Source organism: Aeriscardovia aeriphila (genome assembly GCF_002259595.1).
Taxonomy (GTDB): domain Bacteria; phylum Actinomycetota; class Actinomycetes; order Actinomycetales; family Bifidobacteriaceae; genus Aeriscardovia; species Aeriscardovia aeriphila.
In genome coordinates this window covers 24,059-41,511 of sequence record NZ_MWWU01000005.1, presented here as the reverse complement: position 1 = coordinate 41,511, position 17,453 = coordinate 24,059, and the positions used below count along the sequence as shown (strand labels likewise).

The following is a 17,453-nucleotide window of genomic DNA, read 5'->3' as shown; positions in this document are numbered from 1 at the left end:
ATCGTTTTCAGCGGCGGCATCGTTTTCAGCGGCGTCGCTGTTGGCGGCGTCGTTGAACTCGTTGGCGTCATTCTCGTCGCCGTTGCCGCCGTTGTTAGCGTTGTTCATCTCGTCATCGCCGGGAGTGCTGGTGTTTTCTTCGTCTGCCACAATCTGTCCTTTGTGTTAAAGCGTTGCGCTGTGTGAGTTAAGCGTTGCGGTGTTCGTGTGACGTTTAGGCGTCGATGAACTTGACGTTCTTGGCGTTGCGTTCGATGAACATACGGCGAGGGCCCACTTCGTCACCCATGAGCATGGAGAAGGTGGCATCGGCGCTTTCGACGTCTTCGATGTGCACCTGCTTCAAGATGCGGTGTTGCGGGTCCATGGTGGTTTCCCACAGCTCCTGGTAGGTCATCTCGCCCAAGCCCTTGTAACGCTGGATTCCTTCGCCCTTCGGCAACTGGCGTCCTTGTGCCAGGCCACGCTTCAAGGCCTCGTCGCGTTCAGCGTCGGTGTAGACGAAATCGTGTGCTCCCTTGCTCCACTTCAAGCGGTAGAGCGGTGGCATGGCCACGTAAATGTAGCCGGCGTCGATCATGCCGCGCATGTAGCGGAAGAAGAGGGTGAGGATGAGCGTGGCGATGTGAGCGCCGTCGACATCTGCATCTGCCATGATGATGATCTTGTGGTAGCGTGCCTTGCTGATGTCGAAGTCGTCGCCATAGCCTGCGCCGACTGCGGTGACGAGCGATTCGATGGTGTCGGATCGAAGCATGCGGTCGAAGCTGGCGCGCTCGGTGTTCAAGATTTTTCCGCGCAATGGCAGAATTGCCTGGGTCATAGGGTCACGTCCTTGGATGGCGGAGCCACCTGCAGAATCACCCTCGACGATAAACAATTCGCATTCGGCAGGATTATTGGACTGGCAATCTTTCAGCTTGTCTGGCATGCCAGCCGACTCGAACAGAGACTTACGCCTCGTCGATTCGCGAGCCTTCTTCGCGGCCAGGCGTGCGTGAGCGGCGTCAATAGCCTTTTCGACGATGCGCTTGGCGTCGGAGGGGTGCGAGTCGAACCAGTCGCCCAAACGGTCGGAAACGACGCGCTGGACGAAGGTTTTTGCCTCAGGATTACCAAGCTTCGTCTTGGTCTGGCCTTCAAACTGAGGGTTCGTGAGCTTGACGGAAAGAACAGCGACGATACCTTCACGAGTATCTTCGCCAGAGAGGTTGGACTCCTTCTCCTTGAGAATGTTCTTTTCGCGCGCATAACGGTTGATCAAGCTGGTCAGAGCCGTCTTGAAGCCTTCTTCATGCGAGCCACCTTCGGCGGTGGTAATCGTGTTGGCGAAGGTTCGCAAAGTTTCGCTGTAGCCGGCGGTCCATTGGATGGCGACGTCGGCGGAGATGCCGAGCTTGACGTCTTCTGCGGCGAAGTGAACGATTTCGTCTTCAATAGGGTTGGAGCGGCGAGAGTTCACCAGGTGCTTGACGTAGTCGGAAATACCGTCCTTGTACTGGTAGGAAACCTTGTTGTCCGATTCGCCGGTTTCGTCAGGCTGGTTAGCGGAATCTTCCGGCACGCGCAAGTCGGTCAGCGAGATGCGCAGACCCTTGTTGAGGAATGCGGTCTGCTGGAAGCGGGTGCGCAGGGTTTCAAAGTCGTATTCGGTAGTCTCAAAAATGGTCGGGTCAGCCCAGAAGGTGACGGATGTACCGGTGTCTTCCTCAGGGATTTGCTTGCCGCGGGCCAGTGGTGCTTGAGGCTTTTGGTCGATGTAGGTTTGCGTCCACTCGTAGCCTTGGCGGTGAACCACGATTTCCATGCGGTGGGAGAGTGCGTTCACCACGGAGATGCCGACGCCGTGAAGGCCACCGGAAACGGTGTAGCCGCCGCCACCGAACTTGCCGCCAGCGTGCAGCTTGGTCATCACCACTTCAACGCCGGAGCGGTTTTCGCCAGGAACCATGTCGACAGGAATACCGCGGCCGTCGTCGTCGACACGGATGCCGTTATCCGGCAGAATGGTGACTTCAATATGGCTGGCGTAGCCGGCGAGAGCCTCATCCACGGAGTTGTCGACGATCTCGTAGACCAGGTGGTGCAGGCCGCGTGGGCCGGTGGAACCGATGTACATGCCTGGGCGCAGGCGCACAGCTTCCAAGCCTTCCAACACCTTAAGGTCGGAAGCGCCGTAGTGGTCAGGAACTTGGTTGGAGTTGAGCTCGCCTTCTTGGAGGTCTTCGCTGGCGATCAATTCGTCGGCGTGAGCCAGCTCTTCAGCGCGGCTTTCTGCGCGCTTGACGGCTGCGGTGTGCTCGTCCAAATTCTCACTGTCGTCATTGTGGGAATCACCCAGAGAGCTTTCTCCACTCATAGCGAGGTTATCGGCGTCTTGCTCGGCACCGGTCTGGAGATTCTCGTCGCTCATGCGTATCCCTTCTGTTTCTTGTTCAGCCATACATCCGCTCAGCCGCCCGGAAATGGCAAAACGGCCGTCAAAGGCCCTACAGAGGCAAATAAAAAAACCGAAACCGTTTTTCAACGAGTTCCGGAACTCATAATTGCCGTCTTAAACCGATTCCAGGCCACCGATTTCGCGCGATGGCTATCTTTCTTTATTCTACCGCATGGCCTACCTCGCAAAACGCAAAAACCGGCCAAATTTCCAGCAGACCTCGGTTTATGTGCTCCTCTATGCTTCTGGCAAATTCTGGCGTCTACAGGCGCGTGGATTGCTTCTGAGCGAAATTGTGAAGAAGCAGAGACGTGAAGCACAAACTTCTCAGCCCCACATGTTGGTCAGCCCCACATACCAGGCTGATACGGCTGGCCAATGCCGTTACGCGGCTGATCACCACCATTACGCGGCTGACCCTTGATTTTGAGCTTCGAGCCTTCGGAATAGCCCACGCTCGAGCCATATTTTCCGCGGAAAGCTCGCCTTCTCGAGCTCACTCCGCGCACTTCAACAGTGACGTAAGTGATAGGGGAGAACCACTTTTTGAGTTTGCGGTTGATGTCAGGCGTCAGTTCCTGCCAGATTTGACTCCATGCAGGAGAATCCCCGCGTACAGTCAAAATTCCGCGGTCAAAGCTCACAAAGCTGGCGTGTGGGCCCATGTAATCGCCGAAAACGTCAATCCACTGTTCACGCAGTTGGGCGAGTTTCAAACCCACCTCCCACTGCGATTCTTGGGCCAAGTTCGTGGCCACATCGGTAAGCGTTCTCGGGTCACGGCCCTTTTTGCCGAAGTTTTCGCGCGCTTCTTCCGCTCTCTGCTCGCGCGCCCGTTGGGAGACGATTGCTTTGGCATAACGGCGGAAGGTTGCCCGCTCTAGGCGTGCCGGGTTGATGTTGTACTTGAGGTCAATCGGCTCGTCTGGCTCGACGGTATCGCTAGGCTTGATGAAGGACTTACTCACCGGTATCACCCGCTTCGTCATCCTCGTGAGCTTCATCAGCGCGGGCCTCACTACCGCGAGCCTCACCATCGCCAGTATCCTCAGTTTTCCCAGTCTGGCCACCGTCGCTCTGTGCTGCGCGCTGCTGGCTCAACTGCGCGGCCATCGCGGCCAGCTGCTCGTCAAGCTGCGATTTCTGCGCAAGCTTTTCTACATCGATGATGCGCGTGGTGGAATCGTCATGAAGTTCCGGGATATCCGAGCGGGCGGCGACGGTGATGAACACTTGGCCTTGTTCGCGCGCGAAGCGCAGGATGCGCAGTCGTCGTTCCTCATCCAGCTGGGCGAACACATCGTCGAGAATCAAAATCGGCTTCGAGCTCGTGCTCAAGCATTCAAATTGCGCCATTCTCAGGGCGAGCGCGAGCGTCCACATTTCGCCGTTGCTGGCATAGTCGCGGGCCGGTTCGCCGTCAAGAGTCACGCTCATATCGTCTCGTTGCGGGCCGATCAGCGAAATTCCGCGCGCCTGTTCTCCGGCAAGAAGCCGTTGGAAATGCTGGGCAATACTCTGCCTCATTTTCTCAAGATTATCAGCGCTCACCTCGAAATCAGGCGCTGCTGGCCACTCGGCTTCATTCGCACCGCCCAACACGTCCTCGACTTCAGCAAAAGAGGGCTGATAATCTAGGGCCGCGCTGGCAGAGGGGGAGGGGTCGTCGGAAAGTTGGCGGGCGATGCGGCTAAACGGGCCAGAAAGGCGGCGCACCACCTCGCGCCTGCGCACGGTCAGCGCAATTGAGGCGTTAATGAACTCCGAAGTCCAGGTTTCCAGCTGCGGGTAGAGAAGTTGGGCCATCTGAGGGTCGTCAACCTTGCCCAGTTGCTTGAGAACGGCGGCTCTTTGCCTGCCAATCTGTTGGAAACGTTGGTGCAGGTCGTAGTAGTCGGCGAAGAGCATGGTGGCCGTTTGGTCAATGAAAGCGCGCCGTGCCGCGGGGTCGCCCTGGACGGTGAGCTGGTCGCGTGGGGAGAAGACGACGGCTTTGAGCATGCCGGCGATGTCGCGAAAATAGCGCGAAGGGCCAGCATTGACGCGGCTTCTGATAGCTCCGCGTGTGGGGATGGTGGCTTCCAGCGTTGTGGTGCGCGGGCTCGTCGGTGGCTCACTCGTGCTGGTAATCTCAAGGTTTTCCTCAAGATTGACACGAACAGTAGCGTGCGTCGCTCCTCGAGCGATGAGCGTTCGCGAGGAATTGGTGCGGTGCGATGAGCCGGCCGCCACAAACTCGAGCGCCTCCACGATATTGGTTTTTCCAATACCATTGCGCCCCACGAGGACGTTGACCCTGGGGGCAAAATCAAGAACGACGCTCTCCCAGCTGCGGAAATGGTCGAGCGCGAGCCGGGAGACGTGGGAGGAATCAGTGGGCATGAGCATCAGAAGCGCATGGGCACCAGCAGGTAGCGGAAGGCCAGAGAAGCGGTGTCGTCGTCCATCTCCTGCTGACCGTTGAATTCGACGGCTTTCACCGAAGTTTGCATGCGGATGCGCACGTATGGCTCAGGAATAACAGAGAGGCCGTCCTTGAGGTAAGTCGGGTTGAAGGCGACGGTGATCGGCTCGCCCGTCAGGTTGCAGTTGAGCGACTCGTGAGCTTGAGATTCGTCGGCAGTACCTGCGGAAATGCTAACCTGGTTGTTCTCAAATTCCAAGCGAATGGCCGCGTTGTGCTCGGTGACGAGAGCGGCACGCGAAATGGCAGACATGAGTTCGCGTCGGTCGAGAACAGCTTCGATCGGGTATTCGTCAGCGAAGAGGCGGTCGACAGCAGGGAATTGACCTTCGGTGAGCTGAACGGTCATCACCTTGCCAGCGTTGTCGAAGCTGATGAGCTTGCCGCCTTCATCCATGCCTAAGGTGACGTTTTGTGCTGCGTCGACAGAGCGGACGACGGCACGCAGAATTTCGCCGCGCACGATGACGTCTGCTTGCACGTCTGAGCTTGCTGGAGACCAGGTGAAAGTGGTGCGAGACAGGCGGAAGCGGTCGGTAGAGGAGAGTGTGACGGTTTCGCCGTTGATCTGGATGTGAATGCCAGTGAGCACCGGGCGATTTTGATCGCGAGCGATGGAAACATTGGCCTGGTTAATAGCGTCAATAAAGGTTTTCCCGTCGACGCGGCCGATAGTTGTAGGCACGCTTGGCAGTTGTGGGTAATCCTCTTGCGGCATGAGCTGAAGCTGGAAGGAGGACTTACCGGAAGTGATGTGCAAACGCGTTCCGCTTGTTTCGAGGGACGCGTTCTCACCCGGAAGGTTGCGCGCGATGTCGGAGAGTAGCTTTCCGTGGACGATGACGATACCCGGTTCGTCAACCTGGGCGGCGATGACCAGGCGTGCGGATTGGTCGTAATCAAAGGTGGATAGTTGCAACTGGCCTTCACTGGCTTCGATCTTGATTCCTGCCAAAATTGGAGTGGTGGGGCGCGATGGGATGATTTGGGCGGCCCAGCTCACTGCTTCGGCAAAATCAGACGAATTGACTTCAATCTTCATCAGGTTCCTTCCGTATTCGTGCTGAGTTCTAGTCTAGCGTGGTCAGAGCGCAACATGGGGGCGGCGCGGCAAAAGGGCTGCTTTCCTTCCGTGCTTTAAAAACTTGTGTGGGGAGGAGTTTAACGCCAACGCGTCTGACACGTTTGCTTGAGCATCTATTACTATTCCTTACCAGAAAGATAAATAGTAGTAATAATAATTCACGTGGATTTTGTGGAAAAACGCGTTTTGCGTTGTTATTGCTGTCCTTCCCCGTGTTGAGAACTGTTCACAGATAGTGGATAAGTTGTGGAAAACTTCGAAGTTATCCACATCCTTGTTGCATGGCGCTGATTTTGGCCGATTTATCCACAGTTTTCCCCAATTTACCCACAGAGTTATCCACAGCTTTCTGCACGTTTTCCACAAGTAAATCCCATACCTGTGCATAACTTTGTGGATAACTTTGAGGCTTTCTTATGCAGCTGTATCTCTCCAAAACCGACGGGCTCATTGTTCTCTTTTCTCGCCACAATAAGGTGCACAACGGAGGTCAGCGCTTGCGCAACGGAGTGGCTAATCGCAGTAATCTCGTCGTTGCTCAAAAAATGATGATTTGAGCACATGGAACTTTCCCACACCCTCACCAGTTGCTGCACTAATTCGGCGTCTGGATGCTGTACTTGCTCAATACGCATGGCTTCTCCCGTCGTTTTCCCCTCATTTTCCACAATTATCCGAGATTGTCATTGCGCTTTACTCGTTGTCCGTCACTTTTCACTACTTTCGGTAGTTCTGTGCTTGCCAAAGGTTGTGGACTTGTGGGTAGGCAAGTGCATGACTCATCAACTGTGTGGTCAGCGAAGCTGGTGGCAGCCAGCGGCGATAAAAGGCGAAAAGAACGGAAAATCTAGTGATGATCGTACAGAATTACACTAGATGTTGATTTCACCACGTGAAATATCCACAAAGTTATGCACAGGTGTGCACAACCATGTGAAACTTATTCACAAAAAAGCACGATAAATGTTTCACAAGAAAGAGGAAATGTGCATAACTATGAGGCAAAATTTTGAAAACGCAGTGAAAATCGAGTATGAACGCGTTTTTCGTGAAACATAACAGTGTTTCACACCTCTAATTTCTCCACGTGAAACAATTTAGAGGCAAAAAACAATATAGAGGCAAAAGAAAAGGCCAGGCAAAAGCCTGGCCAGAACTGCGCGCAGGGCTACTGCTCCGTGTCGTTAGTCTTTTTGCCCTTCTGCTTGAGCTGGTTCGTCAGATCATTCACGTACTGGTACACTTCCATCTTCTGAGTCATCTCATTGGCAATCTTTTGGTATGCGTGGATCACAGTAGTGTGGTCGCGGCCACCAAAAATAGAGCCAATAGCCGTCAGTGAGAGGCCGGTCATCTCGCGGCACACGTACATGGCGATCTGGCGAGCCAAGGCAATGCGATGCGAGCGGCGGGAACTGACCAGGTCATCAAACTTCAAACCAAAAAAGTTGGCCGTGCGCGTGATGATATCGGTCGGAGTAACCACAACGTCTTGCACAAAGTAATCTTGCAAGGTTTGCTGCGCCAACTCCATCGTCACCTCTTGGTTGTTGAGCGTTGCCACAGCCAAAACGCGCGTCAAAGCGCCTTCCAGCTCGCGAATATTATCCGTGAACTGTTGGGCGATTAGCGCCAGAACATTGTCGCTAATCTGCTTCTCCGTTTTGGAATTGGCGAGCTTCATACGCAAAATAGCCACGCGAGTTTCCTGGTTCGGCGGCTGGAGGTCTGCCTGCAAGCCCATTTCGAAACGAGAAGTGAGGCGTTCCTCAAAGCCCTTCAATTCCTTGGGCATGACATCAGACGCAATGACAATCTGTTTGTTAGCCTGCTCCAAAGCGTTGAAAGTGTGGAAGAAAGCCTCCAACGTACCGATTTTGCCACCCAAGAACTGGATATCGTCGATCAGCAGCATGTCAACATTGCGGTACTTGTCGTTGAACTGGTTGACTGTGGAGTGCGAGCCTGAACCGGTTTTCACCGACTCGATGAACTCGTTCATGAACACTTCCGAGTTTACATAGCGCACGCGCATATCCGGGTAGAGCTGGAGCGTGTAATTGCCGATGGCGTTGAGCAAATGTGTTTTGCCCAGGCCGGAATCGCCCCAAATGAAGAGTGGATTATACGAGTTGCCCGGGGATTCGGATACGGCGAAAGCAGCAGCGTAGGCGAAGCGCGAGTTCTCGCCTGGCACGAAGTTTTCGAAAGAATCTTCCGAGTTCAGCTGGGTTTCGGGGTCGATCTTGGGGGCATGCTTGGCCTTCGGCTGAGTTGCGGTTGTACTTGTATTTGGCTGAGTTGTGTTTGCTTGCGTTACAGTCGGCTTTACTGCGCCTTGCGACTGCTGGGTTTGCTGAGGCTGTTGCGGCTGCTGAGTCTGAATGCGCTGGCCAGCAGCTTGAGAGCCAACGATAGCCTCAGTTACTGGGGTTACCGGAATCGAGTGTGCCGGTGCAGAAACTTGAGCCTGCTCCGAGGAGCTGAGCTGAGAGACCGGAGAAGCTACCGGCTCAATGCGGTCAGCAGAAAGGTCAGGGGAGAGCTCGTTGCGAGACAAGGTGACCGGCTGGTCAACGCGAGGGGTGACCTCATCCTCAACAGCGGAAAAATCAGGATGCTTCAGCGTTGCTGGGTCAGGAAGCAAATTGCGATACTCGTGCGCAGCCTTCTGCGTGCTTTCGCTGATGTAATTGGCTGGGTCTGGCAAAGTAGGCTGACGCTTGGAACGAGGCTGATTCCATGCAGGCTGTGGTGCCGGACGGTAAATATCAGGACGGTTTGTTGCGCTCGCCGGGGCAGGAGCCTGGTGAGAGGTGTCGTCGGAAGCGGAATGAGGGTCCATCACGCGGATGGCGTAGGTCATATCCTGGCCGGTCACCTCGTTGAGAGCACGAAGAACGGCTTGGTGCAGAGTGTCCTGAATGATGTTGCGCGTGTAGTTATTCGGTACGGACAGGACGATGATGCTGTCCATTGCCATCACGGGGTGGACGGAATGCTGAATAATGCTAGCTTCTCGCTGACCGAAGGAGGGGTCTGCTAGAAGAAGATCGCTGACACGAGACCAAATGCGTTGTGCCTCAGAGACAGTTTGGTCAGGCATATTCATCTCCCTCAGTTCGATGTGGATAACTATGCAAAAAGCATCTTCTATGTTATCCACAGTTTTGACCCTACAAAATAGGTGATTTGCACGACGTAGCAGCCTGTTTGTGAATCACAATCCTGTGATTATGGTAAAAAGCCCGCCATTCTGGGGCTGAACGCGTACGGGGTATGCCGAGCGAGAAGGAAGTTATCCACAGGTTTCTGCACAAGTGTGGATAACTCAGCATGTTATCCACAAACAACACACAGGTTTTCCACTCATAGAGGGAAGTTATCCACAAAAATCACAGGGTTATCCACAGGCAAGCGGCAGTTATCCACACAACAGGTGGCTCGGGGGAGGGAAAGTTATGCACAAAACTGATGCAAGATCTGCAGCATTGTCCAGTCCAAGTGCAGCTCTGACGCGTTATAAGGCTAAGGTGTGCGAACACTCGCCTCAGTGGAAGTTTGTGTACAGGTGGCTCAGAAAACGGCTGTGTCAGCGGAAAGCTGTGTCATTGAATTGCTGTGTCAGCGAAAGGGCGGGCAGACTGTCCGCTGTGGCGGAAGCAAGCTCAGTGGCTGTGAGAGGCAAGCAGACAGATAATGGGACTGATAATCTGAAGAAAACCATAAATATGGGAAAAGTTTCTGGTAAAATCTCGCATCTGTCTGCTTGAGCGTGTATTTTTGATTAACGTATGTCATTCGCACAGGCGGATGATAGAAGAACGAACTTGCTAGGAGCGCTGTTATGAAGAGGACTTTCCAGCCAAACAACCGTCGCCGTCACATGAAGCACGGTTTCCGTGAGCGCATGCGTACCCGTTCCGGTCGCGCACTCATCAACCGTCGTCGCGCAAAGGGCCGCAAGGTTCTTTCTGCCTGAGTCGGTCACCCAACACACAAAGTAAGGAATAGCGAAACAAACGAGGCGGAATATGCAAAGGCTTACGAACCACTCCGCTTTCGTTGGTGTTCTGCGAGTTCGTCGTCGTGTTGGTGCAGACGATATTGTCGTTCACTATGCCCTCCGCCCGGAGGGCATAATGCGTTCTGCACAAGAATTAGAGGCTGCGGGCGCGGGGCAGGCTGTGAGCGAGAGTGCGGCTGGAGTCTCGGGACAGGCTGGAGCTGAAGGGCAAGCGTCAGTTTCAGGCGACCAGCTGCACCATCTGGTAGTCAACCCAGGCGTCAACATCGACAAGCCCACCAACAGCGAAGCGCGCATGGGGCTTGCGGTATCCAAAGCGGTCGGGCATGCGGTGACCAGAAATCTCGTGAAGCGCAGGCTCAGGGCGATCGCGCGCGAATACGAAAGCCTGCTGCCGGCATACATCGACGTCGTCATCCGAGCAAAACCGAGTGCAGCAACAGCGAATTTCGCCGATCTCGAGCAGCAAGTGAAGCGTTGCTTTAGCAAGATCGCACAGCGAGTAGAAGCGGCGCAAGCGTCTGAGAAAGCGCAAGGCGCTGGCAAGCAGCAAGGCGGCGGCGCTGACCCGGCGCAAGCTTCCGCGGACTCGCAAGTGTCTGGCGAACATCACGCTTCCGACAAGGCTCAGCAGTGAGCGCAGACAGCAGCCAGAGCAACAGCGCAGACAGCAGCCAAAAAGGCCAGGGGAGAGGCGCGGCGAACGGTGCAAAGGAAACTCGCCGACCATCCCCACTTGCACGTGTAGTTCTGGGATTAGTGGGATGGTATCGCTCCACAATCTCACCGAAAAACCCAGGAAAGTGCAAGTATTACCCCACCTGCTCCACATATATGGTGATCGCCGTGAAGCGCTTCGGCGCAATTCGCGGCAGTTTATTAGGCACTCTTCGCCTTCTGCGCTGCCAACCATGGGTGGACGGGGGAATTGACGACGTTCCCCATCGCTTCTCCCTTTTCTACCGGTTTCGCTGGTCGAAAGCACACGAAGAAGCCACACTCGAGCCAATTGTGACGTTAGAAGAGCAGCTGAAGTGACAATCTTGAGGTGTGTGAAAACTGAAAAGCCACATTTCAGCAACTTCTCACCTCAACACGGTAGAATTTGCACTGCGTAGTGCGGTGCGCGAGAAACAGACAAGCAATTGCAGGCGGATGGCTGTAGTGCAGCTGGCTCGCGCTGAGAGTAAAAACAACATCCTGAGCCGGCTGGCCGGGATAGAGGAGTAGCTAATGCCCGGTTTTATGACGTTCTTCTATAACCTGCTCTACCCGCTGGAATGGCTTATTTCCTGGGTTATGTGGCTGTGGCACTGGGTTTTCGTCACAGTGTTCCGCATGCCAGGCGGCTCCGGCTTCGCATGGTGCTTGGCAATTATCTTCCTGACTTTCACCGTGCGCGCAGTCATTTTCCCGCTGTTTAACAAGCAAGTTCGCTCGATGGCGAAAATGCAGGTAATCCAGCCGGAAATGCAGAAGATCCAGGCCAAGTACAAGGGCAAGCAAGACCCTGCTTCACGTGAAGCTATGACGCGCGAAACCATGGCCCTGTATAAGAAGTACGGAACCAGCCCAACTTCCTCCTGCTTGCCATCGCTCGTGCAGGCGCCTGTGTTCATGGCCTTGTATAACGTGCTTTACCGCCTGGCCAACATTGCCGCTGGTAAGGAAAACGGCATCGGCGCCTTCACCAAGAAGGTGGCTAACGAGATTGAAAACACCTACTTCTTCAACGTTAAGCTCTCGGCAATGTTCACCTCCTCGGATGGCACAGCTCGCGCGCTGATCGTCGTTTTCGTGGTGCTCATGTGCTTGACGATGTTCCTCATGCAGTGGTACTCGATGCACAACAACATGCCTCGCGAAGCCATGCAAGGTAAGCAGTGGCAGATGCAGAAGATGATGGCTTTCGGCTTCCCGCTCATGTACATCTTCTCTGGCATCGTCGTGCCGTTCGCACTCTTGCTCTACTGGCTCACCAACAACTTGTGGACCTTGGGCCAGACCTACTGGCAGGTTAATACTTTCCCGACTCCAGGCTCTCCTGCTGCTGAGCGTAAGGCGAAGCGAGATTACCAGCACGAGCAGGCTCGCCGCAAACGCCTCGGTTTGCCTAGCATTGAGGAAGAGAAGGTGATGGAGGCTGAGAAGGAGCGTGAGGAGCGTCAGAAGAATGGCTTCCAGCGCGCCCAGCCTGTTCGCAAGCGTCGCAAGAAGTAAGTTGCTTTTGCTCGCTTGAATTTCTCAAGATTATCAGCACAATGAAGCCGCGGTTCCCCCCCCGCGGCTTTTTTGTTGAGCACAGTGGGGCGGGCGTGACTCACGCGGGCGATGTTTTTCGTGAAACACTGAGCGCGTGGTGTGCCCGAGGAGGACGATCTGTTGAGAAAGTCGCGTGAGGGGTGGCGCGGTTGCGCGCGAGGAGTAGAGCGCACGCGATATGTTTTTCGTGAAACATAGAGTGTGGAACACTGATAATCTTTTACCAAAAATTGGGCGATTATATGCACACTCGATGTTGTCGTTGCAAAAGTTGAGTAGGATAGACGTGTACTGCCACAACAGTGGATAGTGAACGACTTGTCGATGTTTTTCGTGAAACATTTTGCGAAACATCTGTTCCCGAGGAGAGGTGGGGTCCGATGGCTAACAACGAAGTACCAGAGCAGGACGATCTTGAGCCAGATGAGCTCGACGACGAGCTGGATGACGAACTGGACGATGAGCTTGACGATGACCTATCAGATGACGCCTCTGATGAGGATGAAGCAGACGACGCTGAAGACGACGAGGATTCTGAGGACGAGGACGATGTGTCCGAGGAAGATGACAGCGACGACTCTGACGTTGAGGATGTTGAGGACGTCGACGAGATTGACGACGAAGAACTCGAAGAGCTGAACGAAGAGGCTGACATCGCAGCCGACTACCTCGAAGGCCTCCTTGACGTTCTCGACTACGATGGTGACATCGAGCTGGGCGTGCGCAACGGCCGCCCCCTCGTCCAGATTGTTGCCGACGACGACACTGATATCAAGCAGCTGATCGGCAAGGATGGCGAAGTTGTTGAAGCTTTGCAGCGCCTCGCCCGCTTGGCCGTGCAGCAAAAGACCGGCGAGCGTTCTGGCCTGATCGTGGACGTGGATGGATTCCTCGCCCGCAAGCGCCGCCACCTGCGCAACCTCGCGCTCGACGCAGTAGATGATGTACGCGAAGACGGCGAGCCCGTCACCTTGGAGGATATGAACGCTTACGAGCGCAAGATCATCCACGACATCGTGCGTCAAGAAGGCTTGAAGTCGCGCTCTCACGGCGATGAACCACACCGCCACGTCACCGTCTACCTGCCCAAGGACCAGCGCGAAGCACCGGAAAATGAAGACGCAGATGTCGATGACTTCGACACAGACGAAGACTACGAGGCAGATCTCGATTGATGAATACACAGAACCCATCACCCGAGAACGCCGAAACGACCGCGAAGCTCGACCAGACTAGCGCGCCTGCCCAGCTCGACCAGACTGGCCAAGTCAACCAGGCCGGCCAACTTCCTGAAGCCGATCCGCTCGACGACAGCCCTGTCATCGCTGAAGTATTCGGAGACAGCGAAAAGCTCATCCGAATGTTTCACGAAAAACTTGTGCAAGAAGGCGTACTGCGCGGCATGATCGGTCCCAAGGAAGTCAGCCGCCTGTGGGAGCGTCACCTGCTCAACTCCGCAGCACTCGCCCCCTTCCTGCGCGACTTCGCCCAAGAAAAACACATCGCACACCTGCGCGTCGCCGACGTCGGTTCTGGCGCTGGCTTCCCTGGCCTCGTCCTCGCAGCAATGCTGCCTGAGCACTACTTCACCCTGGTCGAGCCGATGGAAAGGCGCTGCGAGTGGCTCAACGAGAACATCGACATGATGGGCTTGAAGAACGCTCGAGTTTTACGCGCACGAGCCGAGCAGCTGCATGGTGAGGCAGAATTTGACGTCGTCACCTGCCGCGCGGTGGCTCGTATGAGCAAGCTTGCTGGCTGGGTTATGCCGCTGGTCCATCGCGGTGGCCGCTTCATCGCCTTGAAAGGCCAAGCAGCACAAGACGAGATTGACAGCGCGAAGGCTCAAATCCGCCAATATCGCGGGGCTTTTGCCCACGTGGATCTCGCACCTGTCGCACAAGGTGTTGAGCCAACCCACGTGGTGAGCATCACCAAGCGTTAAACGACGGGCCGCGAGAGTGGCGAGCAGCCACAGCGAGCGCATCGCTCGCAGCGGGCGAGCCCGGCGAAGGCGGGCTGTAGCGCACTGATAATCTGAAGCGTTGAGAAACGTGAGTAAACGGTAAGAAGGACGGAAGGTAGAGTCGTGGCACATGATTCCCGTGAAACCTCTGAGAGTATGAACGACAGTTCTGCTGAAGAGTTTCTGCGTCATATGTTCTCCGATGGCGAGTCCCTCGGCTCTGAACTGGCAACGGAAACTCAACAATTCCATGCCATTCAGAACACGAAGTTCCCGCATCCTCAGTACACGCGCGTCATCGCCGTCGCCAACCAAAAAGGTGGCGTGGGTAAGACGACAACCGTGGTGAACCTGGCAGCAGCCTACGCAGAAAAGGGCTTCAACGTGCTCGTCCTCGACATGGACCCGCAGGGCAACGCCTCTACCGCTCTCGGCATCCCTCACGACGACCCCAACCAGCCGAGCATGTACAACGCTTTGGAAGGCGAGATCCCGCTCGCCGACGCCGTTCAGCAATGCCCTATGTTCCCAACCCTCGACGTCGTGCCTTCGAACATCAACCTTTCCGGTGCAGAGCTCGAGCTTGCCGGTTACGACGACGGCACAGTGCGCGTCCAGTTCTTGCGCAACGCCCTGGCCGAATACCTCAAAACATGCGGTAAGCGCTACGAATACGTGTTCATCGACTGCGGGCCAAGCTTGGGCCTGCTCGTGCTCAACTGCCTGTGCGCGGCCGAAGAGGTTCTCATCCCGATTCAGGCCGAATACTACGCGCTCGAAGGTTTGAAGATGCTGCTGCAGTCGATTCAAAACGTGCAGCAGATGTTCAACCCGCAACTGGTAATCTCCATGATGTTGGTCACCATGTTTGACCGACGAACCGTACTGAGTAGGGAAGTCTATTCTCAAATCGAGCAGTATTACCCGACCGTGCTGCTCAAAACCATCATTCCTCGCGGCGTTCGCGTCTCGGAGGCGCCCAGCCACGACCAAACAGTAATTACTTACAACCCTCAGTCTTCGGGAGCTATAGCTTACCGAGAAGCAGCCCTCGAGATTGCCATGCGGGGGAATGCACATCCAGTCACTGTCAGGCCACACCAGCCAGCGGGCAATACTGGTAACGCTTCCCAAGGCGCGGCTGGCAGCGATTCGGGTGCTGGTGCTGAAGCGGACGCGGCTGGCAGCGATAATTCTGGTAGTGAGACTGGTAGTGGAGCCACCCTCCACGAAGCCGAGTAAGGGGCAGGTATGGCGGCACATCTTGGTTTAGGCAAGGGCCTGGGAGCACTGTTCCCAAATCTCGAGCCAGATAAGAAAAAGAAGCCAGTAACTGCTGCAAACAAGCCAGCAGACGCTGCACAGCAAGGCGAACAAGGCGTTGCAGGCCTGCAGGGTGCGAATAGTGTCATTGCTGGCGTGAACAGTGGCGCTTTAGGCGGTGCTGTTCACGGTGCAAATGGTGGCGCAGACAGCGCAGTAGTGGGCCAAGCCCCTCTCGTTGCACAAGTCTCCCCAGCACCACTCAACGCCAGGCGGGCACACCCAGTTCTCAACCCCGGTATTTCCGACGTCAACACGAGCAGCTTGCCAACCGGCCCCGGCATGGCACCAACCGCTCCGATGTACGCTTTCACCGCTGACGTCAACGAAAACGCACCAGCTCAGCAAGCTGCCAAGCCATCTGCACCTGCTCAGGCTGCAGCGGAAAATGCTGCCGCTCAGGGTGGCGCTGAAGCTTCTGCTGCTCAGCCTTCTGCAACTTCTGAGCCTTCTACGCCGGCGAAGCCAGCCAAGCGCGTGAACAAGGTGAAGGCCAATCTCGCCGAACAGAAGAAGGCAGCTGGTTCTTCCACCGGTTCCGCTCGCAAGAGTGCTCGCCGCAAGCACCTGCCAAGCTGGGATGAGATTTCCCGCCGCCCATCGGACATCTTCTTCGGTGACGATTCCCTCGACCTCACCCCGAAGGCTGCTCAGGCAGAGCAAGCGAAAACGGTTGCAACGCCAACTGCGGCCGCTGATAACGCTCAACCTGAGGTTGTTGAAAAGGCTGAAGCAACTTCTCAAGTGGGGAAGGCCAATGCTGAAGTTGCAGCAAACGTGACTGGGGCTGTCACTGAGGCAGCAGCTGAGCAGGAGAAGAGCAACAAAGTCGCAGAAGCTGCTCCAGCTGAAACCGCTGAGGCAGCAGCTGAGAATGGCAACAACGCTGACAACGGTCAAGCTGCTGACGACGAGGCATTGCGCCCGATCCCACACGCTCGCTACGAGGAAGTACCCGCAGAAAGCGTGGTGCCGAACCCGAAGCAGCCGCGAACCATCTTCGACGAAAAGGACCTCGAGCAGCTGTCTGGCTCCATCCAGCAGGTGGGTGTTCTCGAGCCGATCGTCGTACGCGAAATCTCCGAGGATGACCCTCGCTACCAGGATGGCGCTCGCTTCGAGCTCATCATGGGTGAGAGGCGTTTAAGGGCCAGCAAACTCGCTGGTTTGCAGCGCGTTCCAGCCATCGTGCGCACCACTTCTGACGTGGAAATGCTGCGCGAAGCCCTGCTGGAGAACTTGCAGCGCGTCCAGCTCAACCCGCTGGAAGAGGCCGCAGCATATCAGCAGATGATGGAAGATTTCGGCCTGACCCAGGAAAAGCTTGCTCAAGCTGTCAGCAAGTCACGCCCACAAATCGCCAACACTCTTCGTCTGCTTCAGCTGCCGCCAAACGTGCAAAAGCGCGTGGCTGCTGGAGTTTTGACTGCTGGTCACGCTCGCGCTCTGCTCTCGCTCAAGGACCCGGCGACGATGGAAAAGCTCGCCCAAAAGATTGTCAAAGAGGGGCTTTCCGTCCGCTCCACAGAAGAGCTCGTCACGCTGGCTGCTCTCGACGCTGACCCGTCGAAGCAAGACCATATTCGCTCGCGCGCGTTCTTCTGGAAGCAATCGGGCTGGCCAACTCGTTTGGAAAACCACTTCGACACGAAGGTGACGATGCGCGGAACAGAAAACAAGGGCCGCATTGAAATCACCTTCTCTTCGAAAGAAGAGCTTGACAGGATTACCAGCATGCTGATGTCGACAAAGTCAGAAGCTGGCGACGGCTGGGTGTGATAAGACGACAAAACCGGCAGACGCTGATGCGCCTGCCGGTTTTCTCTATTCGCAAGGTATCTGCTTTCAGTTTACCCATTTGTCCCTGCAGCGGAATGTAGTGAAACG

The 17,453-nt window shown here is 55.6% G+C and carries 14 protein-coding genes; 8 read left to right on the top strand and 6 right to left on the bottom strand.

Features of this window, described 5'->3' with window-relative positions; genetic code table 11:
- Positions 1-214: 214 nt before the first annotated feature.
- The 6 genes from gyrB to dnaA all read right to left on the bottom strand — a co-directional run bounded on the left by gyrB (position 215) and on the right by dnaA (position 9,094).
- A complete protein-coding gene (gene gyrB / locus AEAE_RS06430; protein WP_420809204.1) occupies positions 215-2,239 on the bottom strand; it encodes a DNA topoisomerase (ATP-hydrolyzing) subunit B in 2,025 nt (674 codons plus the stop codon).
- 545 nt (positions 2,240-2,784) lie between these two features.
- Positions 2,785-3,429: a DciA family protein gene (locus AEAE_RS06425; RefSeq protein WP_158520554.1), complete on the bottom strand. Its 645-nt coding sequence runs from the start codon at positions 3,427-3,429 to the stop codon at positions 2,785-2,787.
- Positions 3,401-4,822 carry a DNA replication/repair protein RecF gene (recF, locus tag AEAE_RS06420; protein WP_094690359.1) on the bottom strand — a complete coding sequence of 474 codons (1,422 nt, stop codon included), beginning with the start codon at positions 4,820-4,822 and terminating at the stop codon, positions 3,401-3,403. The genes AEAE_RS06425 and recF overlap by 29 nt, the downstream gene beginning before the upstream one ends.
- Positions 4,823-4,827: 5 nt before the next feature.
- Positions 4,828-5,946: a DNA polymerase III subunit beta gene (gene dnaN / locus AEAE_RS06415; RefSeq protein ID WP_094690331.1), complete on the bottom strand. Its 1,119-nt coding sequence runs from the start codon at positions 5,944-5,946 to the stop codon at positions 4,828-4,830.
- A gap of 377 nt (positions 5,947-6,323) precedes the next feature.
- Complete coding sequence (locus AEAE_RS06725; RefSeq protein WP_148139984.1) at positions 6,324-6,623, bottom strand: GNAT family protein; 300 nt, start codon at positions 6,621-6,623, stop codon at positions 6,324-6,326.
- A 533-nt stretch (positions 6,624-7,156) separates the two neighbouring features.
- Positions 7,157-9,094, bottom strand: a complete 1,938-nt coding sequence (gene dnaA, locus AEAE_RS06410) for a chromosomal replication initiator protein DnaA (protein WP_244569673.1) — start codon at positions 9,092-9,094, stop codon at positions 7,157-7,159.
- Between the two features lie 741 nt (positions 9,095-9,835).
- Between dnaA and rpmH the strand changes: the two genes are divergently transcribed.
- The 8 genes from rpmH to AEAE_RS07025 all read left to right on the top strand — a co-directional run bounded on the left by rpmH (position 9,836) and on the right by AEAE_RS07025 (position 17,345).
- Entirely contained in the window at positions 9,836-9,970 is a 135-nt protein-coding gene (gene rpmH, locus AEAE_RS06405; protein WP_026502121.1) for a 50S ribosomal protein L34, read from the top strand.
- A gap of 52 nt (positions 9,971-10,022) precedes the next feature.
- Positions 10,023-10,652, top strand: a complete 630-nt coding sequence (gene rnpA, locus AEAE_RS06400; RefSeq protein ID WP_094690330.1) for a ribonuclease P protein component — start codon at positions 10,023-10,025, stop codon at positions 10,650-10,652.
- Positions 10,653-10,765: 113 nt separating this feature from the next.
- On the top strand, positions 10,766-11,053 hold the full coding sequence (gene yidD / locus AEAE_RS06395; RefSeq protein WP_218841016.1) for a membrane protein insertion efficiency factor YidD: 288 nt from the start codon (positions 10,766-10,768) through the stop codon (positions 11,051-11,053).
- Positions 11,054-11,248: 195 nt separating this feature from the next.
- Complete coding sequence (yidC, locus tag AEAE_RS06390; protein ID WP_094690328.1) at positions 11,249-12,235, top strand: membrane protein insertase YidC; 987 nt, start codon at positions 11,249-11,251, stop codon at positions 12,233-12,235.
- A 653-nt stretch (positions 12,236-12,888) separates the two neighbouring features.
- On the top strand, positions 12,889-13,452 hold the full coding sequence (locus AEAE_RS06385) for a Jag family protein (RefSeq protein ID WP_244569677.1): 564 nt from the start codon (positions 12,889-12,891) through the stop codon (positions 13,450-13,452).
- Positions 13,452-14,222: a 16S rRNA (guanine(527)-N(7))-methyltransferase RsmG gene (rsmG, locus tag AEAE_RS06380; protein WP_094690326.1), complete on the top strand. Its 771-nt coding sequence runs from the start codon at positions 13,452-13,454 to the stop codon at positions 14,220-14,222. The genes AEAE_RS06385 and rsmG overlap by 1 nt, the downstream gene beginning before the upstream one ends.
- Before the next feature lie 177 nt (positions 14,223-14,399).
- Entirely contained in the window at positions 14,400-15,485 is a 1,086-nt protein-coding gene (locus AEAE_RS06375) for a ParA family protein (protein WP_179373194.1), read from the top strand.
- A gap of 825 nt (positions 15,486-16,310) precedes the next feature.
- Positions 16,311-17,345 carry a ParB/RepB/Spo0J family partition protein gene (locus tag AEAE_RS07025; RefSeq protein WP_420809205.1) on the top strand — a complete coding sequence of 345 codons (1,035 nt, stop codon included), beginning with the start codon at positions 16,311-16,313 and terminating at the stop codon, positions 17,343-17,345.
- Positions 17,346-17,453: the final 108 nt, after the last annotated feature.